The organism is Stenotrophomonas riyadhensis, from assembly GCF_040256885.1.
Taxonomy (GTDB): domain Bacteria; phylum Pseudomonadota; class Gammaproteobacteria; order Xanthomonadales; family Xanthomonadaceae; genus Stenotrophomonas; species Stenotrophomonas riyadhensis.
The window spans coordinates 1,200,176-1,218,482 of record NZ_CP155568.1 but is presented as its reverse complement, the minus strand read 5'-3'; the positions used below and the strand labels follow the sequence as shown (position 1 = coordinate 1,218,482).

The window sequence follows — 18,307 nt, the reverse complement described above, 5'->3', positions numbered from 1 at the left end:
TCCGACAGTGCGAACCAAGGTTCGCACCCACCAGAGTCAGGCCCGGTCAGTCAACCAGGCGCAGGCGCAGTTCCTTCGGCAGCGCGAACACCATCGATTCCGGTTCGCCGTCCAGCTCGCCCACGCCGGTGGCGCCCAGCTCGGCCAGGCGCGCCAGCACGCCATCGACCAGCACCTGCGGCGCCGAGGCACCGGCGGTCACGCCGATATGCTGCTTGCCTGCCACCCACGCCGGGTCGATCTCGTGCGCGCCGTCGATCAGGTACGACTCCACGCCTTCACGACGGGCCAGCTCACTCAAGCGGTTGGAGTTGGAGCTGTTCGGCGAACCGACCACCAGCACCAGGTCGCAGCGCTTGGCCAGGTCACGCACGGCGTCCTGGCGGTTCTGCGTGGCGTAGCAGATATCGTCGTTCTTCGGGCCCTGCATCGCCGGGAAACGCTCGCGCAATGCATCGATGATGCCGCGCGTGTCGTCCACCGACAGCGTGGTCTGGGTGGTGTAGGCGAAGTTTTCCGGCTGGTTGATGTGCAGCGTGGCAACCTGCTCGACATCCTCGACCAGATAGATCTGGCCGGTGCCGGCTTCGCGGTTCCACTGGCCCATGGTGCCCTCCACTTCCGGGTGACCGGCGTGGCCGATCAGCACCACGTCACGGCCGGCACGGCAGTGGCGGGCAACCTCGAAGTGGACCTTGGTCACCAGCGGGCAGGTGGCGTCGAACACCTTCAGGCCACGGCGCTCGGCTTCCTGGCGCACCGCCTGGGACACGCCATGCGCGCTGAAAATGACCGTGTTGTTGTCCGGCACTTCATCGAGTTCCTCGACGAAGATCGCGCCGCGCTGCTTCAGGTCATCGACCACGAAGCGGTTGTGCACCACTTCATGGCGGACGTAGATGGGCGCGCCCAGCGTTTCGATCGCGCGCTTGACGATCTCGATCGCACGATCGACACCGGCACAGAAACCACGCGGGTTGGCGAGCAGCACATCCATCAGTTCAATCTCCCGGCAGCGGCCGGCTTACGGTTTCGGATTGGCATTATCCGCCTTTTTGGCGGACTTGCCGTCGAACAGGCCAAACAGGGCAATGCCGATGGCACCCACCACGATGGCCGAATCGGCGATGTTGAACGAGGGCCAGGTGTAGCTGCCCACGTACCACTGGATGAAATCGACCACGTGACCATGCACCTGGCGGTCGATCACGTTGCCGATGGCGCCGCCGATGATCAGCGCATACGGCACCGCGGCCTTCCAGTTGCCGCGGGCGGTGCCGCGCAGCCACCAGGCCATCAGGCCGCTGATGGCGATGGCCAGCGCGGTGAAGAAGTACTTCTGCCAGCCACCGGCATCGCTCAGGAAACTGAACGCCGCACCGGTGTTGTAGGTGCGGTACCAGTTCCAGAAGCCATCAATGACCACCACCGGCTGGAACTCCGGCAGGCTCGACAGCACCCAGGCCTTGGACCACTGGTCCAGGCCGATGATGGCGGCCGACAGCAGCAGCCAGACCAGGGCGTTCGGATGCGGACGGGGCGCGGCCATCAGAACCAGCTCCGCACTTCGCCGGTGCCGGTCACGTTGCTCACGCAACGGCCGCACAGTTCCGGATGATCGGCGTTGCTGCCGACGTCGGCGCGGTGGTGCCAGCAGCGCACGCACTTGGCCTTGGTAGTCGGCTGGGCGCTGACGAACACCTCGTCGGTGGTCGCCGGGCGCACCTGCACGTCGCCACTGATGAACAGGAAGCGCAGTTCATCGGCCAGCGGCTGCCACTTCGCGGCCTGCTCCTCGTTGGCGGCGATGGTGATCTCCGCTTCCAGCGCGGCACCGATGGCGCCGTTGGCACGCATCGGTTCGAGCACCTTGGCCACCTGTTCGCGCACGGCCAGCAGCTGGTCGAAGTCGGCGGCGTTGAGCTGGGCATCGGCCGGCAGCGGCGCCAGGCCGTCGTACCAGGTGGTGAACAGCACATGGCCGGCATGCTCGCCCGGCAGGTAGCCCCACAGCTCGTCGGCGGTGAAGGTCAGGATCGGCGCCACCCAGCGGGTGAACGCTTCGGCGATGTGGTACATCGCGCTCTGTGCCGAACGGCGACCGTGCGAATCGGTCGGCATCGTGTACAGGCGGTCCTTGGTCACGTCCAGGTACAGCGAGCCCAGGTCCACGCTGCAGAAGTTCAGCAGCAGCTGCACGATCTCGGCCATGTTGTAGCCGTCGTAGGCTGCCTTGATCTTCTCCTGCAGCTCCCACGCGCGATGCACGATCCAGCGGTCCAGCGCGACCATCTGGTCGAGCGGGCGCAGGTGCTGGGCCGGGTCGAAGCCGTCCAGGTTGCCGAGCAGGAAGCGCGCGGTGTTGCGCAGGCGACGGTAGGCGTCGGCGTTGCGCTTGAGGATCTCCTGCGACAGCGACATCTCGTTGCTGTAGTCGGCCGAGGCGATCCACAGGCGCAGGATGTCCGCGCCCAGCTTGTTCATGATGTCCTGCGGCTCGATGCCGTTGCCCAGCGACTTGGACATCTTGCGGCCGTGCTCGTCCACGGTGAAGCCGTGGGTCAGGCACTGCTTGTACGGCGCGCGCTTGTCGATCGCCACGCCGGTCAGCAGCGAGGACTGGAACCAGCCGCGGTGCTGGTCGGAACCTTCCAGGTACAGGTCGGCCGGCTTGCCGAAGCCGCGCGCGGCAAGCACGCCTTCATGGGTCACGCCCGAATCGAACCAGACGTCGAGGATGTCGGTGACCTTCTCGTAGTCGGCGGCCTCGGCGCCCAGCAGTTCGGCGGCATCCAGCGAGTACCACACGTCGATGCCCTCGGCTTCGACGCGATCGGCGACCTGCTGCATCAGCTCCACCGAACGCGGGTGGATCTCGCCGGTCTGGCGATGGGTGAACAGTGCGATCGGCACGCCCCAGGTGCGCTGGCGCGAGATGGTCCAGTCCGGACGACCGTCGACCATGCTCTGGATGCGCGCCTTGCCCCAGGTCGGGAACCAGCCGACGGTGTCGATGGCGGCCAGCGCATCGTTGCGCAGGTTGGCCTTGTCCATCGAGATGAACCACTGCGGGGTGGCGCGGAACACCACCGGCGTCTTGTGGCGCCAGCAGTGCGGGTAGCTGTGGCGGATCGGGTGGAAGGCCAGCAGCGAACCGTTGTCGCGCAGCACGCCGACGATGGCCTCCTGCGCCTTCCACAGGTGCTGGCCAGCCAGCACCACGTCACCGGCCGGCGGGGTCGATTCCAGGTACACGCCACGGCCGTCGATCGGGGTCACCTGGCCAGCGTTGTACTTGTCCAGCAGGCCGTACTTCTGGCTGACCACGAAGTCTTCCTGGCCGTGGCCGGGGGCGGTGTGCACCGCACCGGTACCGTCCTCGTCGGAGACGTGGTCGCCGTTGAGCACCAGGATCTCGCGCTCCGGGTAGAACGGGTGCGCCAGCAGCTGGTTCTCCAGCGCGGCACCGGTGGTTTCACCGTGCAGCACCACGTTTTCGACGCCATAGCGCTGCAGCGCGCGCTCGGCCAGCGCCGCGGCCAGCACCAGCCAACGGCGCTTGCCGTTGTGCGCCGGGCCTTCGGCCAGCACGTAGTTGATCTCCGCGCCCAGCGACACCGCCAGCGAAGCCGGCAGCGTCCACGGGGTGGTGGTCCAGATCGGCACGGCCACTTCCACATCAGCCGGCACGCTCACGCCGAACGCCTGGCCGATGGCCTGCGCATCGCGCGCGGCGTAGGCCACGTCGATCGCCGGCGATTCCTTTTCCTGGTATTCGATCTCGGCCTCGGCCAGCGCCGAGCCACAGTCGAAGCACCAGTACACCGGCTTGGCGCCGCGCACCAGGTGGCCATTGGCCACGACCTTGGCCAGCGCGCGGATCTCATTGGCTTCGAAGTCGAAGCTCAGGGTCTTGTACGGGTTGTCCCAGTCGCCGGTCACGCCCAGGCGCTTGAAGTCCACGCGCTGGATGTTGATCTGCTCTTCGGCGAACTCGCGGCACTTCTGGCGGAATTCGACGGCGTCGAGCTTGGTGCCGACCTTGCCCCACTTCTTCTCGACCGCGATTTCGATCGGCAGGCCATGGCAGTCCCAGCCCGGCACGTAGGGCGCGTCGAAGCCGGCCAGGTAGCGCGACTTGACGATGATGTCCTTCAGGATCTTGTTGACCGCGTGGCCGAGGTGGATGCGGCCGTTGGCGTACGGCGGACCATCATGCAGCACGAACAGCGGGCGGCCGGCGGCGTTGTCGCGCAGCTGCTGGTAGAGCCCCTGCTCTTCCCACCGCGCCAGAATGCCCGGCTCGCGCTTGGGCAGGTCGCCGCGCATCGGGAATTCGGTGGCTGGCAGGTTCAGGGTGGTCTTGTAGTCCTGGCTCACGCAGTGGCTCGCAATCTATGTTCGGAAAGGATGGCGCGCGCCTGTTCGGCATCGCGGTGCATCTGGTCGGTCAGTGCCGCCAGATCATTGAATTTCTCTTCGTCGCGCAGCTTGGCGACGAATTCCACGTCGATGTGGCGCCCGTACAGGTCGCCCTGGAAATCGAACAGATGAGCTTCCAGCAACGGCTCCACGCCGTCCACGGTCGGCCGCGTACCGAAGCTGGACACCGAGGGCCAGGGCTGGTCGAACACGCCGTGCACCCAGGTTGCGTAGATGCCCGACAGTGCCGGGGTCTTCGGGAAGCGCAGGTTGGCAGTGGGGAAGCCCAGCGTACGACCGAGCTGGCGGCCGCGCACCACCCGCCCGCTGATCGCGTAGGGACGGCCGAGCAGGTCGCCGGCACGGGCGAAATCGCCGTCCTGCAGCAGCTGGCGGATGCGGGTGCTGGAGATGCGCTCGCCGTGCAGATCCACCGCTTCGATCTCGCCAGCGCTGAAGCCCAGCTCGGCGCCCAGCTTCTGCAGCAGGGCCAGGTCGCCGCGGCGGCGGTTGCCGAAGCAGAACTCCGGGCCGATCCAGACCTCACGCGCACTCAGGCGCTTGACCAGCAACTGGCGCACGAAGGTCTCGGCCGGCATCGCCGCCATCGCCGCGTCGAAACGCAGCAGGCCGACCGCATCGACGCCGAGCTCACGCAGGATCTCGACCTTGCTGCGCGCCAGGGTCAGCCGCGGCGGCGGCGTGCCTTGGGCGAAGAATTCACGCGGCAGCGGCTCGAACGCCACGGCCACCGCGGCCACGCCCAAGGCGCGCGCGCGGGCAACCGCGTGGCGGACCAGCGCACGATGGCCCAGGTGGAGGCCGTCGAATGCACCGATACAGACCACGCTTCCGTTGGGGAACAGCTCCCCGCCCTCGACGCTTCTGAACAGCCTGCTCATCAACTCTCGTTCCGGCCCGACCGGGGCCGCCGCTTCAATGGTGTAACCCTGAAGTATAGCCGCCACGGGCCGCGATCAATGCCCACGCAGGTCGCGCGGGCGGAAGCCCATCGCCAGCATGGCCACCGCATAGGTCGCGCCACCGCCGCCGACCAGCAGTGCCAGTGCGCCGATCCGCTCCCATGCCCCCATTGCCGAGAAGCCCGGCAGCCAGTGCAGCAGGGCCAGCAGCACGCCAACCATGGCCACGCAGGCCAGCACCAGGCGTACCAGATAGCCGCCCCAGCCCGGCCGGCGCTGGTAGACGTCGGTCTTGCCCAGCCAGTACCACAGCAGGCCCAGGTTCAGGTAACTGGACAGCGCGCTGGCAATGCCCAGCGCCAGGTGCAGGCCCGGCTGCTTGCCGATGGCAGCCATCACGCCCTGCGCTTTCAGCTCGTCCGGCACCATGACCTGGTACAGCACGGCCAGCAGGGCGAAGTTGAACACCATGTTGGCCACCAGTGCGGCCACGCCGGCACGTACCGGGGTCTTGGTGTCCTGGCGGGCATAGAACGCCGGCAGCACCACCTTCAGCAGGGCGAACGCCGGCAGGCCGAAGCTCAGGCCATACACCGAGAGCGCGGTCATGCGGGTATCGAAGGCACTGAACTGGCCGTGCTGGAAAATGGTCGCGATCAGCGGCTCGGCCAGCAGCAGCAGACCCAACATGGCCGGCACCGAGATCAGCAGGGTCATGCGCAGGCCCCAGTCCAGCGAGCGCGAGAAACCCTCGCGGTCGGTACTGACGTGGTGGCGGGCCAGCGCCGGCAGGATCACCGTGCCCAGTGCCACGCCGAACACGCCCAGCGGCAGCTCCAGAAAGCGATCGGCCAGCGACAGCCAGGACTGCGAGCCGTCGGTCAGCTTGGCCGCGATCACCGTATCCAGCAGCAGGTTGATCTGCGCCACCGAGGAACCGAACAGGGTCGGCACCATCAGCGTCATCACCTTGCGCACGCCCGGATGGCTCCAGCCCCAGCGCGGCAGGGTCAGCAGGTTGATGCCCTTCAGCGACGGCAGCTGGAACAGCAGCTGCAGGATGCCGGCGGCGAGTACCGCCCAGCCCAGCGCCAGGATCTGCTTTTCCGGGGTGCCGCCCAGCCGCGGCGCCAGCCACAGCGCGCCGGCGATCATGCACAGGTTGAGGATGACCGGGGTCAGCGCCGGCATCGCGAAGCGCTGGAAGCTGTTGAGTGCGCCGCCGGCCAGTGCGGTCAGCGATACGAACAGCAGGAACGGGAAGGTCAGGCGGAACAGGTCGACCAGCAGGCCCTGCTTGACCGGATCGGTATCAACACCACTTGAGAAGACCGAGGCCAGCTGCGGCGCGAAGATCAGCGCCAGCGCGGTGACCAGCATCAGTACCCCGCCCAGGGTGCCGGCGGTCCGGGCCATCAGTTCGCGCAGCTCGGCGTGACTGCGGGTTTCCTTCACTTCCGTGAACACCGGCACGAAAGCGGTGGCGAAAGACCCTTCGGCGAACAACCGGCGCAGGAAATTGGGTACCCTGAAGGCGACCCAGAAAGCATCAGTGATGGCGTTGGTGCCGAACGTGGTGGTCACCACGAAGTCCCGGACAAGTCCGAGAACGCGCGAGACCATGGTCATGCTGCTGAACGACAGCAGGCCCCGCAACAACTTGGGTGAACTCACTCAGCGTCCCTCTTGACAATCGACTTGACGTGCATTTCTTACGCCATCATACTAGCTAGCTTGCTGTTCCCATAACACCGATTTTTTCAGGAAACCACCACCGTGGCCAATATCAAGTCCGCCAAGAAGCGCGCCAAGCAGACCGTCGTGCGCAACGCGCGCAACGTGGCTCAGCGCTCGATGCTGCGCACCGCTGTCAAGAAAGTGATCAAGGCGCTGGACGCCAACGATGCCGCCGGCGCCGAAGCCGCCTTCGCCGTTGCCCAGCCGATCCTGGATCGCTTCAGCGCGCGTGGCCTGATCCACAAGAACAAGGCTGCTCGTCATAAGAGCCGCCTGAACGACCGCATCAAGGCCCTCAAGGCCGCCTGATCCGGCGTTGCCGCCCTGCCCTTCGGGGTCGGGCAGCAGACAAGAACCCGGCCCCGGCCGGGTTTTTTGTTGCCCGCGATCCGGTAGTGCCGGCCGCTGGCCGGCAACCCCGAGGAATGTCGGCCAGCGGCCGGCACTACCGGAAAATGAAAAACCCGGCCGAAGCCGGGTTTTTCGCATGGAACCACAACAGCATTACTGCGCGTTGCGGGCTTCCAGCTCGTCTTCCTTCTGGCGATCGAAGAAGGCCATGATCCGGCTCATGATCGGGAAGGTACCTTCGCGGCCCAGCGCGGAAACCAGGAACCACGGCTCCTTCCAGCCCAGCTCGGCGACGATCTGCTCGGCCGCCGCCTTCGCTTCGTCTTCGAACATCAGGTCGGCCTTGTTCAGCACCAGCCAGCGCGGCTTGTTCAGCAGCTCCGGATCGTGCTTTTCCAGTTCGCGCTCGATCGCACGCACCTGCTCGACCGGGGAAATGCCTTCCACGCCGCCTTCCATCGGCGAGATGTCCACCAGGTGCAGCAGCAGGCGGGTGCGCTGCAGGTGGCGCAGGAACTGCGCACCGAGGCCGGCACCATCCGCCGCGCCCTCGATCAGGCCCGGAATGTCGGCGATCACGAAGCTGCGGTAGTTCTCCACCTTCACCACACCCAGGTTCGGGTACAGCGTGGTGAACGGGTAATCGGCCACCTTCGGCGTCGCCGCCGAAACGGCACGGATCAGGGTGCTCTTGCCGGCATTGGGGAAGCCCAGCAGGCCGACGTCGGCCAGCAGCTTCAGCTCCAGCTTCAGCGTGCGCTCTTCGCCCGGCTCGCCCGGCAGCGCCTGGCGCGGCGAGCGGTTGGTCGAGCTCTTGAAATGCATGTTGCCCAAGCCGCCGCGGCCCCCCTTGGCCACCAGCAGGCGGTCGTTGTGCTGGGTCAGGTCGCCGATGATTTCATCGGTGGCGACGTTGATCACCACGGTGCCAACCGGGACGGTAATGGTCAGGTCTTCGCCACCCTTGCCATAGGCCTGGCGGCCCATGCCGTTCTCGCCGCGCTGCGCCTTGAAGATGCGGTCATGGCGGAAGTCGACCAGGGTGTTCAGGTTCTCGTCGGCGCGGATGTACACGCTGCCGCCCGCACCGCCGTCGCCGCCGTCCGGGCCGCCGAGCGGAATGAACTTCTCGCGACGGAAGCCAATGCAGCCGTTGCCGCCGTTGCCGGCGAACACTTCGATTTCTGCTTCGTCTACCAGTTTCATTGTTTCGATGCCTGCGATGGGCGCGGCCTGCCAGCCGTCGCCTTGAATGTTATGCCAGCCGCTGGCCGGCAATCCGGCCTGGCCGGTCTTGCTTTCACTCTAACGAAAAGCCCCGCCGAAGCGGGGCTCTTCATGCAGCACCCCCATGCCGAGGCACGGGTGCCGGCGATGCCTGGATCAGGCGTCGGCCGAGACGATGCTGACGGTGCGGCGCTTCTTGGCGCCCTTGACCGAGAACTCCACCTTGCCGTCCACGAGGGCGAACAGGGTGTGGTCACGGCCCAGGCCAACGCCCGAACCCGGGTGGAACTGGGTGCCGCGCTGACGCACGATGATGTTGCCGGCTTCGATGGCCTGGCCGCCGAAGATCTTGACGCCCAGGTACTTCGGGTTGGAGTCGCGACCGTTGCGCGAGGAGCCTACGCCCTTTTTATGTGCCATGACTGCTTCTCCTGATGCTTAGCCGGCGATGCCGGTGATCTCGATTTCGGTGTAGTACTGACGGTGACCCTGACGCTTCATGTGGTGCTTGCGGCGACGGAACTTGATGATCCGGACCTTGTCAGCACGACCCTGGGAAAGGACCTTGGCGGTGACGGCAGCGCCCTTCAGCGCATCGCCCAGCTTCACGCCGTCGCTGTCACCCAGCATCAGGATGTTGTCAAACTTGATCTCGCTGCCGACTTCGACTTCGAGCTTTTCAATGCGGAGCTTTTCGCCCTGCGCCACGCGGTATTGCTTACCGCCGGTGACCAGTACTGCGTACATGACCAGGCCTTCCTCTGTAGTTATTGTGGTCTGAGCTGCCGCCATCGAGGGCGGACAGGAGCGGGATTGTACGCAGATCAGCGGGCGCGGGTCAAGTCAACCCCTGAACGGCCCGGAGGCCTGGCCGGAACGGGGTCAGATCCCTTTTCACGTTGTGAAAAGGGATCTGACCCCTGCCTGTCGGCCTGTCTCATCAGGTGAGACATCGGGCTGGCATTGTCGCCCATTGCCCCCATCTGGTCACCTCGGTAGGCTGACCGATTGCCGTTCCCTGCTGGCCCGGCACCCAGCCAACGCCCCCACAACCGGATCCCCCATGGCGATGGATTTCATCCGCATCCGCGGCGCGCGGACGCACAATCTGAAGAACCTCGACCTCGACCTGCCCCGCGACAAGCTGATCGTGATCACCGGCCTGTCCGGTTCGGGCAAGTCCTCGCTGGCGTTCGACACCATCTATGCAGAAGGCCAGCGCCGCTACGTCGAGTCGCTGTCGGCCTATGCGCGCCAGTTCCTGAGCGTGATGGAAAAGCCGGACCTGGACCACATCGAAGGCCTGTCCCCGGCCATCTCGATCGAGCAGAAGTCGACCTCGCACAACCCGCGTTCGACGGTCGGCACCATCACCGAGATCTACGACTACCTGCGCCTGCTGTACGCCCGCGTCGGCACCCCGCGCTGCCCGGACCACGGCTACCCGCTGGAAGCGCAGACAGTCAGCCAGATGGTCGATCAGGTGCTGACGCTGGACCCGGAACAGCGCTACATGCTGCTGGCGCCGGTCATCCGCGACCGCAAGGGCGAACACGCACAGGTGTTCGACCAGCTGCGTGCGCAGGGCTTCGTGCGTGTGCGCGTGGACGGCGAGCTGTATGAAATCGATGCGGTGCCGCCGCTGGCGCTGCGCCAGAAGCACACCATCGAGGCGGTGATCGACCGCTTCCGCCCGCGCGAGGACATCAAGCAACGCCTGGCCGAGAGCTTCGAGACCGCACTGAAGCTGGGCGATGGCATGGCCTCGGTGCAGAGCCTGGACACCGCCGACGCCACGCCGGCACTGTTCTCCTCCAAGTACTCCTGCCCGGTGTGCGACTACTCGCTGCCGGAGCTGGAACCGCGCCTGTTCTCGTTCAACGCACCGATGGGCGCCTGCCCCGGCTGCGATGGCCTGGGCATCGCCGAGTTCTTCGACCCTTCGCGCGTGGTGGTGCATCCGGAGCTGTCGCTGGCCGCCGGTGCGGTGCGCGGCTGGGACCGCCGCAACGCCTACTATTTCCAGCTGATCGCCTCGCTGGCCAAGCACTACAAGTTCGACGTGGACGCCGCCTGGAACTCGCTGCCGGCCAAGGTGCAGCAGGCCGTGCTGTACGGCAGCGGCGACGAAACGATTACCTTCACCTACTTCACCGAAGCTGGCGGCCGCACCCAGCGCAAGCATCGCTTCGAGGGCATCATTCCCAACCTCGAACGCCGCTACAAGGAAACCGAGTCGCCGGCGGTGCGCGAGGAGCTGTCCAAGTACATCAGCGAACAGCCGTGCCCGGAATGCCATGGTGCGCGCCTGAACAAGGCGGCGCGCAACGTGTTCGTGGCCGACCGTCCGCTGCCGGAGCTGGTGGTGCTGCCGATCGACGAGGCACTGAAGTTCTTCAGTGAACTGAGCCTGCCGGGCTGGCGTGGCGAGATCGCCGCGAAGATCGTCAAGGAGATCGGCGAACGCCTCGGCTTCCTGGTCGATGTCGGCCTGGATTACCTGACCCTGGAGCGCAAGGCCGACACCCTGTCTGGTGGCGAGGCACAGCGCATCCGCCTGGCCAGCCAGATCGGCGCCGGCCTGGTCGGTGTGATGTACGTGCTCGACGAGCCGTCCATCGGCCTGCACCAGCGCGACAACGAACGCCTGCTCGGTACCCTCACCCGCCTGCGCGACCTCGGCAACACGGTGATCGTGGTCGAGCATGACGAGGATGCGATCCGGCTGGCCGACTACGTGCTGGACATCGGCCCGGGCGCGGGCGTGCACGGCGGCGAGATCGTCGGCCAGGGCACCCTGCAGGACATCCTGGAGGCACCGCGCTCGCTGACCGGCCAGTACCTGTCGGGCAAGCGCGCGATCGAGATTCCGGCGCGCCGGCACACGCCGAACCCGAAGATGACCCTGCACCTGCGCGGGGCGACCGGCAACAACCTGAAGGGCGTGGACCTGGCGATTCCGTCGGGCCTGCTGACCTGCGTGACCGGTGTATCCGGCTCGGGCAAGTCGACCCTGATCAACGACACCCTGTTCTCGCTGGCCGCCAACGAGATCAACGGTGCCTCGCACCCGATCGCTCCGTACAAGGAGATCGATGGCCTGGACCTGTTCGACAAGGTGGTGGACATCGACCAGTCGCCGATCGGCCGCACCCCGCGCTCGAACCCGGCCACCTACACCGGCCTGTTCACGCCGCTGCGCGAACTGTTCGCACAGGTGCCCGAAGCGCGTGCGCGCGGCTATTCGCCGGGCCGTTTCAGCTTCAACGTGCGCGGCGGCCGCTGCGAAGCCTGCCAGGGTGACGGCCTGATCAAGGTCGAGATGCACTTCCTGCCGGACGTGTACGTGCCCTGCGACGTCTGCCATGGCAAGCGCTACAACCGCGAAACGCTGGAGATCCTGTACAAGGGCTTCAACATCAACGACGTGCTGGAAATGACCGTCGAGGATGCACTGAAGCTGTTCGAGCCGGTACCGTCGATTGCGCGCAAGCTGGAAACACTGGTCGACGTCGGCCTGAGCTACATCAAGCTGGGCCAGAGCGCGACCACGCTGTCCGGTGGTGAAGCGCAGCGCGTGAAGTTGTCCAAGGAACTGTCGCGCCGCGATACCGGCCGCACCCTGTACATCCTCGACGAGCCGACCACCGGCCTGCACTTCCACGACATCGAAGCGCTGCTGGGCGTGCTGCACAAGCTGCGCGACGAAGGCAATACGGTGGTGGTGATCGAGCACAACCTGGACGTGATCAAGACCGCCGACTGGATCGTTGATCTGGGTCCGGAAGGCGGCCATCGCGGTGGCACCATCCTGGTCACCGGCACGCCGGAAGACGTGGCGGCCTGCCCGCAGTCGTATACCGGCCAGTTCCTGGCGCGCATGCTGCCGTCAACCAGCGCGCGCCCGGAGCAGCCGGCCGCAGTGGCCAACAAGCCCGACGCCCGCCCGCCGCGCAAGGTGAAGCCTGAAAAGGCGGAAAAGCCAGTCAAGAAGGCCGTGGCTGCCAAGAGCACCGGCAAAACCAGCAAGACCGCCACTGCCAGCAAGAAGAAAAAGGACGCCTGATGAGCAGCGAACACAAGATCCTGGCCCGCATCCCGATCAGCGTGCGCTGGCGTGACATGGACAGCATGGGCCATGTGAACAACGCCAAGTACATCTCCTACCTGGAAGAAGCGCGCGTGCGCTGGATGCTGGGCGTGGACGGTGTGTCGATGACCGACCGCATCGCACCGGTGGTGGCCGCGACCAACGTCAACTACCGGCTGCCCATCGTGTGGCCCAACGACATCCTGGTCGAGCTGTTCGTCGAGCGCCTGGGCAACAGCAGCGTGACCATCGGCCACCGCATCGTCGACCAGCAGGACGAATCGAAGCTCTATTCGGACGGCAACGTGGTGGTGGTCTGGATGGACACCCAGACCGGCAAGAGCGCACCGCTGCCGGAGGCGATCCGCAGCGCGTCGACCTGACGCGCCTGTGGTAGTGCCGGCCGCTGGCCGGCAACCTCCAGATGTATCGCGGATGCCGGCCAGCGGCCGGCCCTACCGACACTGATCAAAGGACTGACATGATCCACCAGACTGAACTGCGCGACCTGCTACCCGGCATGGTCCCCTTCCCCACCGACGTCTTTCCCGCCGACCAGGCCTGGCTCGGCCAGCACCTGCTGCCGCTGCTGAAGATCGACCTCGGCGTGCTGCGCCCGGAGCTGGCCGGCCAGGTGGCAACGATGCTGTGCCCGATCGAGCCGTACGACGGCTGCATCGGCGAGACCACCGAAGAACACCACAACGATTTCACCGGCACCAACTGGATCGCCTTCGAACTGACCGCCGGCAACGAGATGCGCTTCCTCGGCAACGCGGGCTATTTCATCAGTGATGCGGTACAGGACAAGGATGCGCAGGAACACATCGCGCAGATGCGCGAGAGCTACGCCAAGGCCCGCGACTACCATGCCACGCATGGCCGCCTCGCCTGCTACTCGCGCTATGGCAAGGGTGAGGCCAGCGAGCGCGATTACCTGGATACGCTGGGTGGCCCGATCGGTTTCGGCAACTGGACCGAAACCGCAGAGATTCCCGCGGCATTCGAGCTGGGCTTCACCGAAGCTGCCGATGACCCCAACGCTGCGGACGATGCCGAAACAGTGATCATCACCCGCAATGGCAACAAATTCTTCGCCGTGGCCGACGTAGCCGGCTACAACTGGTGCGCCACCGGTGCCGATGCGATCGTGATGCTGTACGAGCCGGAAAGCCGCACGGTGCTGTTCTCGTACGACTGGTCATAAGCCCGCCTGGTAGTGCCGGCCGCTGGCCGGCATTTCGCGTGCTGCCGGCCAGCGGCCGGCACTACCCGATCGTCATTTCGCGGCCTTGCGCACGGTCAGCGTCGCGCTCGCTTCGCCGCCACCTTCCAGCTGCAGTCGCAGCGGCAGCGCCTGGCCTTCCTTCAACGCGCCTTTGCCCTGCATCAGCATCAGGTGCAGGCCACCGGGCTTGAGCTCGGCACGTGCGCCCGGCGCCAGCGGCAGGCGCTCGATCGCGCGCATCCGGCTGACCCCATCCGTGATCGTGGTCTCGTGCAGCGACACATCATTGAAGCTGCTGCTGGTCGCGCCGGTGATCGCCACCGCCTTGCTGCAGCCGTTGTGGATCACGCCGTAGCCGGCGGTCATCGGCATCGCCGGATTCGGTGGCAGCCGCGCCCAGCCCTGCTCCACCGTGACGCAGGCCGGTTCCGCCGCCGAGGCCGATGCTGCGGCCGCACACAGAACCAACAGTACGCCAACGAATGGTTTGGTTATCATCGCCCAGGTTCCTTCTTCGCAACGAGACCGCAGCATGACGACGCTCATCGAGGTGATCAACCATGGCCCCATCCGCGAACTGCGCCTGGCGCGGCCGCCGGTCAACGCGCTGGACACCGAACTGTGCCGGCAGTTGATCCATGCCATCGAGCTGGCCATGGCCGAAGACGCGCACGGCATCGTGCTGTCGGGCGGCGAGCGCATCTTCACCGGTGGCATGGACGTGCCGCACCTGCTCTCGCATGGTGATGACAAGCACAAGTTGTTGGACACCTGGAACGCCTTCTTTGGCGCCGTGCGCACGCTGGCCGAGAGCCGGATCCCGGTGGTCGCGGCGATCACCGGCCATGCACCGGCCGGCGGCTGCGTGCTGGCCCTGTGCTGCGACTACCGGGTGATGGCGCGCAGCGCCGATCCGTCGCGGCCGTATGCCATCGGCCTGAACGAAGTGCAGGTGGGCCTGATCGCGCCTGAGGGCATCCAGCGCCTGCTGCGCCGTGCGGTGGGCGTGCACCGCGCCGGCGTCCTGCTGACCACCGGTTCGCTGGTGCCGGCCGAACAGGCGCTGCAGATCGGCCTGGTCGACGAACTGGCCGAAGGTGACCTGGTGGTGGCACGTGCCGTGGCGTGGCTGCAGAACCTGCTCAAGCAGCCGCGCCAGCCGATGCTGCTGACCCGTGCGATTGCCCGCGCGGACCTGCACGTTGCGCTGCAGCCGGACCTGATCCAGCTCGACCGCTTCGTCGAGGCCTGGTTCGCCCCGGATGCGCAGAATGCCCTGCAGGCGCTGGTCGCCCGGCTGGGCAAATAACCGGTAGTGCCGGCCGCTGGCCGGCAACCGCAGGTGCCCCAGGAGGATCATGAGGTTGCCGGCCAGCGGCCGGCACTACCGATGATGGGCCGGGCTGCACCGGTATAATCAGGCCCACTTTCACTGCTGTGGCCGCCCCCTTGAACGACACGCCCGAACCCGTCGTCTCCGAGCTGATCGACCTGCTCACGCTGGAGCGGCTGGAGGACAACCTGTTCCGCGGGCAGAGCCGCGACATCGGTACCAAGTACGTGTTCGGCGGGCAGGTGCTGGGCCAGGCGCTGGCCGCGGCACAGGCCACGGTCGACAATGGCCGCCACGTGCACTCGCTGCACGCCTACTTCCTGCGCGCCGGCAACATCGACCATCCGATCGTCTACGACGTGGACCGTACCCGCGACGGCGGCAGCTTCTCGGTGCGGCGGGTCACCGCGATCCAGCACGGCAAGGTGATCTTCTTCTGCGCGGCCTCGTTCCAGCAGGCCGAAACCGGTGCCGAGCACCAGCACAAGATGCCCGAAGTGCCGCAGCCGGAAGACATCGAACCGAACCGCCCGCTGCCGGCCGAAGTGCTGGAGCGGCTGCCGATCAAGGTGCAGCGCTGGCTGTCGCGCGGCGGCCCGTTCGAGTTCCGCCACGTCTACCCGCGTGACGAACTCAATCCACCCAAGCGCCCGCCGTACCACCAGGTGTGGCTGCGCCTGAGCGAGCCGGTCGGCGATGCCCCGGAGCTGCACCAGGCGCTGCTGGCCTACGCCTCCGACTTCCACCTGTTGGGCACAGCGACGTTCCCGCACGGCATCAGCTACTACCACCCGCACGTGCAGATGGCCTCGCTCGACCACGCGATCTGGTTCCACCGCCCGTTCCGCGCCGATGACTGGCTGTTGTACTCGCTGGACAGCCCCAGCGCGCAGGATTCGCGCGGTCTGGCCCGCGGCCAGTTCTTCACCCGCAACGGCGTACTGGTGGCCAGTACCGCGCAGGAAGGCCTGATCCGCGTGGTTCCCGACCAGGCAGCGGCCTCCGCCGTGCCGGCCAAGGATTGATCCGATGCGCCAGATCTTCAGCAGCCAGCGCGTGGAAACCGTCGAAGGCGTCGCCGAGCTGCTGCGCGGGCATGGCATCGACGTCAAGGTGACCAACGGGCGCTCGTACAAGACCCGTCGCCGCGGCCAGTTCAGCTATACCGACCTGGGCAACGCCAACGCCTACCCAGCGGTGTGGATCGTGCGCGCCGACGACCAGCCGCGCGCGCGTGAAATCCTGCGCGAGGCGCGACTGCTCGACACCACCCGCCGCGACCATCCGACCGCCGAATTCGCCTTCCGCGACGCGCCGGAACAGGGCAGCGGTGGCCGCAGCTGGGCCTGGCGCATCCGCATCGCCCTGCTGGTGGTGATCGCCGGCGTGGCGCTGGTGATCGGCCTGCGCCATCGCGGCGCCCCGGCGCCGGTCGCACCGGCCCCTGCCCCGCAGGCCCAGCCGCAGCAGGCGCAACCGGCCCCGCAGGCCGCACCGGAAGAGGAAGAAGTCCGGGTCCGCATCCAGCCCTCGAAGTGACGCACGGGTAGTGCCGGCCGCTGGCCGGCAGCCGCAAAAAGGGGACGGAGGGGATTAAGTCGTTTGAGGCACAAACGACTTAATCCCCTCCGTCCCCTTTTTTGTCATGAGGTTGCCGGCCAGCGGCCGGCACTACCGCACAGAATGCTGGTCACACTTCGCGCGCGGCTCCGTCATGGGACACAATCCCAGCAGGAGAGCCGCCGCCATGACGACGTTCGCCGCATCGATCGACCAGACCCTGGAACGCGAACTGCCCGCCGCCGCCAGCGGTTGCCAACACGCCTATGGCCGCATCGTGCTGGCCTGCCAGAACACGGTTACCGCCATCGCGCTGGCCATCACCCGCGATCGTCAGGCCAGCGAGGACATCGCCCAGGAGGCCTTCGTGAAGGGCTGGCAGCAGCTGCACCAGCTGCGCAGCTCGACCAGCTTCCTGCCCTGGCTGCGGCAGATCACCCGCAACCTGGCCCGCGACTGGCTGCGCGCGCAGCGCGGCAGACCGCTGACCGGCGAGGCCGCCGAGGTTGCGATGGGCATGGCGGCCGACCCGGCCCCGGGCGCGGCCGACCGCCTGCAGCGGGTGGAAGAAGAGATCGCTGCCGAGGACATCATTTCCGCGTTGCCGGCCGACAGCCGCGAAGTGCTGTTGCTGTACTACCGCGAAGGCCAGCGCTCGCAGCAGGTGGCCGACCTGCTTGGGCTCAGTGACGCCGCCGTGCGCAAGCGCCTGTCGCGTGCCCGCGCCCTGGTCCGCGACGGCCTGCTGCAGCGCTTCGGCGAGTTCGCGCGCAGCAGCGCACCGAGCGCGGCATTCGCCACTGCCGTGGTGTCGATGGTGCTGGTGGCTGCGCCCGGCACGGCCAGTGCTGCGGTGCTGCTCGGCACCGGTGTCGGCATCGGCGGCAGCAAGCTTGGCCTCGGCGGTGCCAGCGCTGCGGGCGGCACCGCGATGGGTTCGCTGACTGCCACGCTGGGCCAGCTGCACGTGCTGCCGGCCGAAAGCTGGGGGGCGGTGATCGGCGGCGTGGTCGGTGGTGCGATCGGCAGCTATCTGGGCGGACGCTTCCTGATGTCGTACACCGAAACGGCATCCGAGCGCCGCGACGTGCGCCGCTTCCTCTACCTCAACATCATCACCGGCATGTTCTGGTGCCTGGCGATCCTGCTGGCTGTGATGCTGCAGGCGCCGGTCTGGGCGCAGCTGACGGTGCTGGCGGTAGGCCTGGGCGTGGTCAACTACCAGTGCCTGGTGCCGCTGCAGCGGGTGATGGCACCGATGATCGCGCGCGATTCGGCCCGCCGCGGACGCACCGGCATCAACTGGAAGTTCGAATCGATGTACGGCCGCACCGGCATCATCGCCATGAACCTGATGGTCATCGCGCTGGTGGTGTACTCACTGATGCGCAGCGGCCGCCTGTAACGGACAACGCCGGCAGTGCGCCGGCGTTGTC

17 protein-coding genes are annotated in these 18,307 nt (G+C 66.7%); 8 read left to right on the top strand and 9 right to left on the bottom strand.

Features of this window, described 5'->3' with window-relative positions; all coding sequences use genetic code 11:
- Positions 1–46: 46 nt before the first annotated feature.
- From ispH to murJ, 5 genes are all read right to left on the bottom strand, one after another.
- Complete coding sequence (gene ispH / locus SriyCCGPB3_RS05735; protein ID WP_164162733.1) at positions 47–997, bottom strand: 4-hydroxy-3-methylbut-2-enyl diphosphate reductase; 951 nt, start codon at positions 995–997, stop codon at positions 47–49.
- A 27-nt stretch (positions 998–1,024) separates the two neighbouring features.
- Positions 1,025–1,549: a signal peptidase II gene (gene lspA / locus SriyCCGPB3_RS05730; RefSeq protein WP_005408564.1), complete on the bottom strand. Its 525-nt coding sequence runs from the start codon at positions 1,547–1,549 to the stop codon at positions 1,025–1,027.
- Complete coding sequence (gene ileS / locus SriyCCGPB3_RS05725) at positions 1,549–4,380, bottom strand: isoleucine--tRNA ligase (RefSeq protein WP_110711604.1); 2,832 nt, start codon at positions 4,378–4,380, stop codon at positions 1,549–1,551. Before ileS ends, lspA begins: the two co-directional genes overlap by 1 nt.
- On the bottom strand, positions 4,377–5,324 hold the full coding sequence (locus SriyCCGPB3_RS05720; protein WP_350259978.1) for a bifunctional riboflavin kinase/FAD synthetase: 948 nt from the start codon (positions 5,322–5,324) through the stop codon (positions 4,377–4,379). The genes ileS and SriyCCGPB3_RS05720 overlap by 4 nt, the downstream gene beginning before the upstream one ends.
- A 75-nt stretch (positions 5,325–5,399) precedes the next feature.
- Positions 5,400–7,004: a murein biosynthesis integral membrane protein MurJ gene (gene murJ, locus SriyCCGPB3_RS05715; RefSeq protein WP_350260357.1), complete on the bottom strand. Its 1,605-nt coding sequence runs from the start codon at positions 7,002–7,004 to the stop codon at positions 5,400–5,402.
- A gap of 117 nt (positions 7,005–7,121) precedes the next feature.
- Here murJ and rpsT point away from each other — a divergent pair, with 117 nt between their 5' ends.
- Positions 7,122–7,391 carry a 30S ribosomal protein S20 gene (rpsT, locus tag SriyCCGPB3_RS05710; protein ID WP_005408560.1) on the top strand — a complete coding sequence of 90 codons (270 nt, stop codon included), beginning with the start codon at positions 7,122–7,124 and terminating at the stop codon, positions 7,389–7,391.
- Positions 7,392–7,586: 195 nt separating this feature from the next.
- On the opposite strand, the gene cgtA is transcribed toward rpsT, so the two are convergent.
- The 3 genes from cgtA to rplU all read right to left on the bottom strand — a co-directional run bounded on the left by cgtA (position 7,587) and on the right by rplU (position 9,407).
- Entirely contained in the window at positions 7,587–8,639 is a 1,053-nt protein-coding gene (cgtA, locus tag SriyCCGPB3_RS05705) for an Obg family GTPase CgtA (RefSeq protein WP_350259977.1), read from the bottom strand.
- A 177-nt stretch (positions 8,640–8,816) separates the two neighbouring features.
- Complete coding sequence (rpmA, locus tag SriyCCGPB3_RS05700) at positions 8,817–9,080, bottom strand: 50S ribosomal protein L27 (RefSeq protein WP_005415704.1); 264 nt, start codon at positions 9,078–9,080, stop codon at positions 8,817–8,819.
- 18 nt (positions 9,081–9,098) lie between these two features.
- Positions 9,099–9,407, bottom strand: coding sequence for a 50S ribosomal protein L21 (rplU, locus tag SriyCCGPB3_RS05695; protein WP_005408557.1), 309 nt, complete (start codon positions 9,405–9,407; stop codon positions 9,099–9,101).
- Between the two features lie 316 nt (positions 9,408–9,723).
- On the opposite strand from rplU, the gene uvrA reads away from it, so the two are divergent.
- The 3 genes from uvrA to SriyCCGPB3_RS05680 all read left to right on the top strand — a co-directional run bounded on the left by uvrA (position 9,724) and on the right by SriyCCGPB3_RS05680 (position 13,957).
- Entirely contained in the window at positions 9,724–12,726 is a 3,003-nt protein-coding gene (gene uvrA / locus SriyCCGPB3_RS05690; protein ID WP_153856387.1) for an excinuclease ABC subunit UvrA, read from the top strand.
- On the top strand, positions 12,726–13,133 hold the full coding sequence (locus SriyCCGPB3_RS05685; protein WP_006424673.1) for an acyl-CoA thioesterase: 408 nt from the start codon (positions 12,726–12,728) through the stop codon (positions 13,131–13,133). The genes uvrA and SriyCCGPB3_RS05685 overlap by 1 nt, the downstream gene beginning before the upstream one ends.
- A 98-nt stretch (positions 13,134–13,231) precedes the next feature.
- On the top strand, positions 13,232–13,957 hold the full coding sequence (locus tag SriyCCGPB3_RS05680) for an enolase (protein WP_350259976.1): 726 nt from the start codon (positions 13,232–13,234) through the stop codon (positions 13,955–13,957).
- Positions 13,958–14,029: 72 nt separating this feature from the next.
- Here the strand turns inward: SriyCCGPB3_RS05680 and SriyCCGPB3_RS05675 are convergent, their stop codons facing one another.
- The gene (locus SriyCCGPB3_RS05675) at positions 14,030–14,476 is read right to left on the bottom strand and encodes a copper chaperone PCu(A)C (RefSeq protein WP_110711598.1); all 447 of its coding nucleotides are present in this window, start codon (positions 14,474–14,476) and stop codon (positions 14,030–14,032) included.
- 34 nt (positions 14,477–14,510) lie between these two features.
- Between SriyCCGPB3_RS05675 and SriyCCGPB3_RS05670 the strand changes: the two genes are divergently transcribed.
- The 4 genes from SriyCCGPB3_RS05670 (at position 14,511) to SriyCCGPB3_RS05655 (ending at position 18,276) form a co-directional block, all read left to right on the top strand.
- The gene (locus tag SriyCCGPB3_RS05670) at positions 14,511–15,287 is read left to right on the top strand and encodes an enoyl-CoA hydratase/isomerase family protein (RefSeq protein WP_350259975.1); all 777 of its coding nucleotides are present in this window, start codon (positions 14,511–14,513) and stop codon (positions 15,285–15,287) included.
- Positions 15,288–15,415: 128 nt separating this feature from the next.
- A complete protein-coding gene (gene tesB / locus SriyCCGPB3_RS05665) occupies positions 15,416–16,336 on the top strand; it encodes an acyl-CoA thioesterase II (protein WP_414574486.1) in 921 nt (306 codons plus the stop codon).
- A 4-nt stretch (positions 16,337–16,340) separates the two neighbouring features.
- On the top strand, positions 16,341–16,850 hold the full coding sequence (locus SriyCCGPB3_RS05660; RefSeq protein WP_110711597.1) for a pathogenicity-like protein: 510 nt from the start codon (positions 16,341–16,343) through the stop codon (positions 16,848–16,850).
- A 208-nt stretch (positions 16,851–17,058) separates the two neighbouring features.
- Positions 17,059–18,276 (top strand): RNA polymerase sigma factor, encoded by a 1,218-nt coding sequence (locus SriyCCGPB3_RS05655; protein ID WP_049398908.1) that lies wholly within the window; start codon positions 17,059–17,061, stop codon positions 18,274–18,276.
- Positions 18,277–18,307 lie beyond the last annotated feature (31 nt).